Here is a 6,710-nt window from a genome sequence, read left to right as displayed (position 1 = left end):
CCCTCGGTGTAAACGAGGTGCTCTGAACCAGCTGAGCTAATCGCCCTATTTTACTAGGTTGCTATCATTTTGTGATTGCGAGTGCAAATATACATTTAGAATTTATATTTACAAGCCTTTTTTTAAAAAAATTGTGGGCGATGAGGGGTTCGAACCCCCGACCCCCTCGGTGTAAACGAGGTGCTCTGAACCAGCTGAGCTAATCGCCCTATTTTACTAGGCTGCTATCATTTTGTGATTGCGAGTGCAAATGTACGGTTAGATTTTGTATTTGCAAGTCTTTTTAGAAAAAAAATAAAATATTTTTTCATGTTTTTATTTAGAAAGCTATTTTTCAAACCTTTAAAAAATGAAGTTTTTTTACTCTTTTCTTATAATTTCGTTAAAAAGCCAAATTGAGACTTCTAATTTTTAATATTCCTTTGTAGTAATTCGACTTAGTCATACATTTGTATACCTAAAAACAATAAACTCAAATGGCGCGATTTAAAGAAAATGATTTACCAAAATCAAAAATAACGGCTACTTCACTTAACAAAGCAAAAACAATTTTTACATACGCAGGACATCATAAATGGAAATTCTTCATTGGTTTGATTTTTCTGCTATTAACGGGTGCTACTGCTCTAGCCTTTCCTAAATTAATGGGAATGCTGGTAGATTGTGTAAAAAACAAGAACAACGACGAAGCAAATACAATTGCTTTGGGGTTAGTCGTAATTCTGTTTCTACAGTCTTTCTTCTCATTTTTTAGATTATCATTATTTGTAAACTTTACCGAAAATACACTGGCAAACTTACGTTTGGCCTTATATACCAATCTGGTAAAATTGCCAATGACTTTCTTCTCTCAAAAAAGAGTTGGTGAATTAAACAGTAGAATAAGTGCTGACATTACACAGATTCAAGACACATTAACAACTACAATTGCGGAGTTTTTACGTCAGTTTATCCTAATTATTGGTGGAGTTATCCTTTTGGCGACAGAAAGCTTCAAATTGACCTTATTAATGCTGTCTGTGGTTCCGCTGGTGGCAATTGCTGCAGTTGTTTTTGGAAGATTTATTAGAAAATATTCAAAAAAAGTACAAGATCAGGTTGCCGAAAGCCAGGTAATTGTTGAAGAAACGATGCAGGGAATTAGTATCGTAAAAGCTTTTGCCAACGAATGGTACGAAATTGCACGTTATAAAGGAAAAATCAACGAAGTGGTAAAACTGGCTATTAAAGGTGGCAAATACCGTGGTTATTTTGCTTCGTTTATCATTTTCTGTCTATTTGGTGCAATTGTAGCTGTAGTTTGGTACGGAGTTCGTTTGAGCATTGCGGGCGAAATGAGCGTTGGACAATTAATTTCATTCGTATTATATTCTACTTTTGTAGGAGCTTCTTTTGGTGGAATTGCCGAATTATATGCTCAAATTCAAAAAGCAATTGGTGCAACAGAACGTGTTTTTGAATTATTAGACGAAAGTCCAGAGAAAATCAACTCAGATTCAAGTCACAATCAAGAAAAAATAAAAGGAAATGTTACTTTCAAAAATGTGGCATTTAGCTATCCTACACGTCAAGAAATTCAAGTTCTGAAAGATGTGAACTTCTCAGCAGAATTTGGTCAGAAAATAGCAATTGTTGGTCCTAGTGGCGCTGGAAAATCGACTATTTCGTCTCTTTTGCTTCGTTTTTACGACATTACATCTGGAGAAATTACCGTTGACGGGAAAAATATTTATGATTACGATTTAGAAAACCTTCGTGGAAACATGAGTATTGTACCTCAGGATGTAATTTTGTTTGGAGGAACCATTAGAGAAAACATTGCATATGGAAAACCAGACGCGACAGACGAAGAAATTATGCAAGCGGCAAAACAAGCCAACGCATTTAATTTTGTAGACGGTTTTCCTGAGAAATTTGAAACGTTGGTTGGAGAACGCGGTGTTAAACTTTCTGGAGGTCAGCGCCAACGTATTGCGATTGCGAGAGCGTTGCTTAAAAACCCAAGTATTTTGATTTTAGACGAAGCTACTTCTTCTTTAGATAGCGAAAGCGAAAAACTCGTTCAAGAAGCTTTAGAAGTCTTAATGGAAGGCAGAACGAGTATTATCATTGCGCACCGTCTTTCAACAATTAGAAACGCAGATAAAATCTTAGTTTTGGATAACGGAAAAATTTCTGAAGAAGGAACGCACCAAGAATTAATAAACTTAGAAAACGGAATTTATAAGAATTTAAGCAACTTGCAATTTAGTAACTCTTAAAAGTAAAATTCCAATTTTTTAAATTCCAAATTCCAATAAAAAAACTCCGTTTGTATTGCAAACGGAGTTTTTTATATTATTTAAAGTAAATCCGACAGGTTTTAAAAGTTAGTCGGATTTATAAATATTTTGGAATTTGGAATTTAAAAAATTGGAATTTACAATTAATTTATTTCCCTTTTCTACGTTTACGTTCAGCTTTAATCATAGATAACTCGCGGCTTGTTTGACCTGCTACAGAAGTATTTTCCTCCGCACGACGAATCAAGTATGGCATAACATCTTTTACAGGTCCAAATGGCAAATATTTAGCAACATTATAACCGTTTTCAGCTAAGTTGTAGCTAATATTATCACTCATTCCGTACAATTGACCGAACCAGATTCTAGAATCGTTTTTAGCGATTCCTTTCTGAGCCATCATTTCCATTAATTTGTATGAACTCAATTCGTTATGAGTTCCCGCAAAAATGGCCATTTTATCAAGATGCTCTAACATATATTGTACAGCATTATCATAATTTACATCGGTAGCTTCTTTAGAAACACAAATTGGCGAAACATACCCTTTTTCTTCCGCTCTTTTGTTTTCTTTTTCCATATAAGCGCCACGAACTAATTTCATTCCGATATAAAAACCTTCAGTTTTAGCCACTTCATGAAGTTTTTTAAGATAATCTAAACGATCCCAACGGTACATTTGCAAAGTGTTAAATACAATTGCTTTTTCTTTATTGTATTTACGCATCATTTCAGTTACCAGATCATCGGCAGCGTCTTGCATCCAACTTTCTTCACCATCAATTAATAATGCAACATCTTTTCTGTGTGCTTCACTGCAGATTTTATCAAAACGAGCTACCACTCTATCCCATTCTGCTTGTTCAGCTGGGTTTAATGTTTGTTTCTCACCCAATTTTTCATACAGTTCAAAACGCCCTAAACCTGTCGGCTTGAAAACAGCAAACGGAATAGCCAAACGCTCTTTAGCAAAATCTACTGTTCTTAAAGTCATTTCTAAAGCTGCGTCAAACTGCTCTTCTTCTTCTTTTCCTTCAACCGAATAGTCTAAAACAGAAGAAACCCCTTTTGTAAACATTTTGTCTACCACAGTAAGGCAGTCATTTTCGTTTACACCACCGCAAAAATGGTCAAAAACAGTTGCTCTAATTAATCCTTCTACTGGTAAATGAGCTTTAATTGCAAAATTAGTTACAGCAGTCCCAATTCTTACTAAAGGCTCGCTGTCAATCATTTTGAAAAGAAAATAAGCTCTATCAAGTTCCGTATCACTCTTTAGTGAAAATGCAACCTGTGTGTTATCGAATATCTTTTCCATTAAAATTTATTTTTTATGCAAATATAGAGAGTGTTTTGAATATTTTTCATTAAACGATATCATATTTTTCAATATTCTTAACAAGAACAATACAAATGTCAATTTATGAAGTAAATATTTATTTCTTGAAGAATTTTATCTTATTTTTAAAGATGCAAACCCGCATTTTAAACAAATTAGCCTTAAAGTTTGAATATTATTACGTTTAAAATGCCTTATTTTGCGCTTTCAATTAACTAAAGAATTATGCAATCTATTCAAGCCAATAATTATCTCGTACATTTTAATGAGAATGCTTACGAAGCTTTAAATAAACATTTAAGAGAAAGTAAATATTCTAACATATTTATAATAGTTGATGATCAGACTAATGAATACTGTTTGTCTAAATTTATTCCGCTTTTGGAAACAGATTTAGCTATCGAGATCATTGAATTTGAGGCTGGAGAAGCAAATAAAAATATCGAAACTTGTATTGAGATCTGGAATATTTTGACAGAACTTGGAGCAGATAGAAAATCACTTATTATTAACTTAGGAGGAGGTGTTGTAACCGATTTAGGAGGTTTTGTTGCTTCTACTTTCAAAAGAGGTGTAGATTTCATCAATATCCCTACTACCCTATTATCTATGGTAGATGCTTCTGTTGGAGGAAAAACAGGTGTTGATTTAGGAAACCTTAAAAATCAGATTGGTGTTATTAATGTACCGCAAATGGTATTAATTGACACACAATATCTAGAAACTTTACCACAAAGCGAAATGCGTTCTGGTTTGGCTGAAATGCTTAAACACGGTTTAATATATGATGCGCCTTATTGGAGACAGTTTTCAGACTTAAAATCGATTGTTTTTGACGAACTTGATCAATTGATTTATCGTTCTGTTGAAATTAAAAATGAAATCGTTATTCAAGACCCAACAGAGAAAAATATCCGTAAGGCTTTAAACTTTGGTCACACACTAGGACACGCCATTGAAGGATACTTCTTGGAAAGCGAAGAAAAAACAACTTTGCTGCACGGAGAAGCTATAGCAGTAGGAATGATCTTGGAAAGTTACATTTCACTTCAAAAAGGATTGATTTCTGCTGAAGAATACAGAGAAATTAAAGCGGTAATAAAAGACATTTATGACGATGTAATTTTTGAAGAAAAAGACATTGATCCGATCTTAGAATTGTTAATTCACGACAAAAAAAATGAATACGGTTTAATTCAATTTGCATTAATTGAAGGAATCGGAAAAATAAAAATCAACCAATCCGTTGAAAATAAATTGATTCTAGAAGCGTTTGAGGATTATAAATCTTAAACTTTTTTTAATCAAAAGCATTGCATTTGGTATATATTATTTTTTACATTTGCGCCATGAAAACAAACAAGCAGCAAAGGCACTTTAGCTCTTACAGAAACAGACTCAGCAGTTCTTTATTAAGAATGCTGAACCGTTTTTACAATAGTAAAAGCCCTTTCTGTTTTGATGTTTTCCAATGTACAAAAGCAGAGCATGAAAAACTGCCTATTATATTTGCCAATATTAGAGTTTGAATTTAAGATTAAGTCCCCAAAAACCTAAAATTAAATTACAATTACAATCTCTAAACATTGATAAATAAATGAATACAAAATATTCTGATCTAATAAACCAAACATACTACTTTCCACAAGAGGAATTTAAACTAAACAAAGACAACCTATTGTTTCACAATATCGATTTGATGAAATTGGTTGAACAATATGGTACGCCATTAAAGTTTACTTATCTTCCTCAGATTTCTGAAAACATCAACAAAGCAAAAGCATGGTTCAGAAAATCAATGGAAAAGAATAAATACGACGCAAAATATTACTATTGCTATTGCACAAAAAGCTCTCATTTTGAATACATTATGAATGAAGCTTTCAAGAATAACATTCACATCGAGACATCGTCTGCTTTTGATGTTAATATTGTGGAGAATTTATTAGAAAACGGTAAAATCAACAAAAGTACGTATGTAATTTGCAATGGTTTTAAAAGAGACGAATACATTACTAACATTGGTAGATTAATCAACAACGGACATAAAAACACTATTCCGATTATTGATAATTACGAAGAGTTAGATTTGCTTCAAGCAGAAATTAAAGGGAAATTCAAAATCGGAATCCGTATTGCTGCTGAAGAAGAGCCTAAATTTGAGTTTTATACTTCTAGATTAGGTATTGGTTATAAGAACATAGTTTCGTTTTATAAAAAACAAATCCAGGAGAATGATAAATTAGAGCTTAAAATGCTTCACTTTTTCATTAATACTGGAATTAACGATACATCATATTACTGGAATGAGCTTGTAAAGTGTATTAAAGTGTACATTGCTCTTAAAAAAGAGTGCCCTACTCTTGACGGTTTGAACATCGGTGGTGGTTTCCCAATTAAGAACTCACTTGCCTTTGAATATGATTATCAATATATGATTGATGAAATTATCAATCAGATTAAAATTGCTTGTGATGAAGCTGAAGTTGATGTTCCAAATATTTTTACGGAATTTGGATCATTTACTGTAGGCGAAAGCGGTGGTGCAATCTATCAGATTTTGTATCAAAAACAACAAAATGATAGAGAAAAATGGAATATGATTGACTCATCTTTCATTACCACTTTACCAGATACTTGGGCTATAAACAAACGTTTTATTATGCTGGCTATCAACCGCTGGAATGATACTTACGAACGGGTTCTGTTAGGAGGTCTTACTTGTGATAGTGACGATTATTACAATTCTGAACAAAACATGAACGCCATTTATTTGCCTAAATACAACAAAGAGAAGCCTTTGTATATCGGTTTCTTTAATACTGGCGCTTATCAAGAAACAATTGGAGGATACGGCGGTCTGCACCACTGTTTGATTCCGCAGCCGAAACACATCTTGATTGATCGTGATGAAAATGGAATTCTGGCAACAGAAGTGTTCTCAGAACAACAGACTTCAGACGATGTTTTAAAGATTCTAGGCTACAAAAAAAAGGTGTAAAAAAACGGCAGATTAAGTTATAATTTTTCTTAAAAAATTCTTAATTTGCATTAACATCCAAAAAGGTTAAAACTTTTTAATTCAAAAA

General features: G+C 33.0%; 4 protein-coding genes and 1 tRNA gene. 3 read left to right on the top strand and 2 right to left on the bottom strand.

Features of this window, described 5'->3' with window-relative positions; all coding sequences use genetic code 11:
* Window positions 1–134 precede the first annotated feature (134 nt).
* Window positions 135–209, bottom strand: a tRNA-Val gene (locus DM397_RS04515).
* A 267-nt stretch (window positions 210–476) separates the two neighbouring features.
* On the opposite strand from DM397_RS04515, the gene DM397_RS04510 reads away from it, so the two are divergent.
* On the top strand, window positions 477–2,261 hold the full coding sequence (locus DM397_RS04510) for an ABC transporter ATP-binding protein (RefSeq protein WP_111376397.1): 1,785 nt from the start codon (window positions 477–479) through the stop codon (window positions 2,259–2,261).
* A 169-nt stretch (window positions 2,262–2,430) separates the two neighbouring features.
* Here the strand turns inward: DM397_RS04510 and DM397_RS04505 are convergent, their stop codons facing one another.
* Window positions 2,431–3,600, bottom strand: a complete 1,170-nt coding sequence (locus tag DM397_RS04505) for a proline dehydrogenase family protein (protein ID WP_111376396.1) — start codon at window positions 3,598–3,600, stop codon at window positions 2,431–2,433.
* A 246-nt stretch (window positions 3,601–3,846) separates the two neighbouring features.
* On the opposite strand from DM397_RS04505, the gene aroB reads away from it, so the two are divergent.
* Window positions 3,847–4,914 (top strand): 3-dehydroquinate synthase, encoded by a 1,068-nt coding sequence (gene aroB / locus DM397_RS04500; protein ID WP_111376395.1) that lies wholly within the window; start codon window positions 3,847–3,849, stop codon window positions 4,912–4,914.
* Window positions 4,915–5,218: 304 nt separating this feature from the next.
* The gene (locus DM397_RS04490; protein ID WP_111369071.1) at window positions 5,219–6,622 is read left to right on the top strand and encodes a type III PLP-dependent enzyme domain-containing protein; all 1,404 of its coding nucleotides are present in this window, start codon (window positions 5,219–5,221) and stop codon (window positions 6,620–6,622) included.
* Window positions 6,623–6,710 lie beyond the last annotated feature (88 nt).

Origin of the sequence: Flavobacterium nitrogenifigens (assembly GCF_003254565.1) — a bacterium.
Classification (GTDB): Bacteria; Bacteroidota; Bacteroidia; order Flavobacteriales; family Flavobacteriaceae; genus Flavobacterium; species Flavobacterium nitrogenifigens.
The sequence above is the reverse complement of the archived record's forward strand: the minus strand, read 5'-3'. Positions and strand labels throughout refer to the sequence as shown.

Bases quoted from the DNA above. Each gene is read 5' to 3' on its own strand.
- aroB (WP_111376395.1), top strand. From the start codon at position 3,847: ATGCAATCTATTCAAGCCAATAATTATCTCGTACATTTTAATGAGAAT.
- DM397_RS04510 (WP_111376397.1), top strand. From the start codon at position 477: ATGGCGCGATTTAAAGAAAATGATTTACCAAAATCAAAAATAACGGCT.
- DM397_RS04505 (WP_111376396.1), bottom strand. From the start codon at position 3,600: ATGGAAAAGATATTCGATAACACACAGGTTGCATTTTCACTAAAGAGT.
- DM397_RS04490 (WP_111369071.1), top strand. From the start codon at position 5,219: ATGAATACAAAATATTCTGATCTAATAAACCAAACATACTACTTTCCA.